General features: G+C 68.6%; 1 protein-coding gene. It reads left to right on the top strand.

Going from position 1 to position 510, the window contains the following annotated elements; all coding sequences use genetic code 11:
- Positions 1–507 (top strand): glycerol-3-phosphate dehydrogenase C-terminal domain-containing protein (locus tag AACY52_RS30160; RefSeq protein ID WP_339561355.1); only part of this gene is annotated, 507 nt, incomplete at its 5' end.
- Positions 508–510 lie beyond the last annotated feature (3 nt).

Raw genomic sequence — 510 nt, 5'->3', positions numbered from 1 at the left:
CCCGGCGGCGCGCCGCTGCTGTCGATCTATGGCGGCAAGATCACCACGTACCGGCGGCTCGCCGAAGAGGCGCTGGAGCGGCTGGCGCCCTATCTTCGCAGCGCGAAAGCGCGCGAGGGCTGGACCGGAAAATCGCCGCTGCCCGGCGGCGACATGGGCGTGTCCGATGTCGATGGCCTGATCGCCGAGTTGCAGCGCAACTATCCCTTCCTCGACCACGCCCATGCGAGACGCCTTGCGCGCGCCTACGGGACCCGCGCCGCCCGGCTGCTGGGTGATGCCAAATCCGCTGCCGACCTCGGACAGGATTTCGGCGCCACCTTGAGCGAGCGCGAGGTGCGCTACCTCATGGCGCATGAATGGGCCGTTTCGGCCGAGGACGTGGTCTGGCGCCGGTCCAAGCTCGGCCTGCGACTATCTGCCGACCAGGTCGCGACACTGGATGACTGGATCAGAACCCACGCCGTGCCGCAAAGTCCCCTGCTGGAAGCAGGAGGCCGCTCGTGAGCG

The organism is Pseudomonas sp. EA_65y_Pfl1_P113 (genome assembly GCF_963970525.1).
Lineage (GTDB): Bacteria > Pseudomonadota > Gammaproteobacteria > Pseudomonadales > Pseudomonadaceae > Aquipseudomonas > Aquipseudomonas tritici.
Note: the sequence above shows the minus strand (reverse complement) of the source record. Positions and strands in the feature narration are given on the sequence as shown.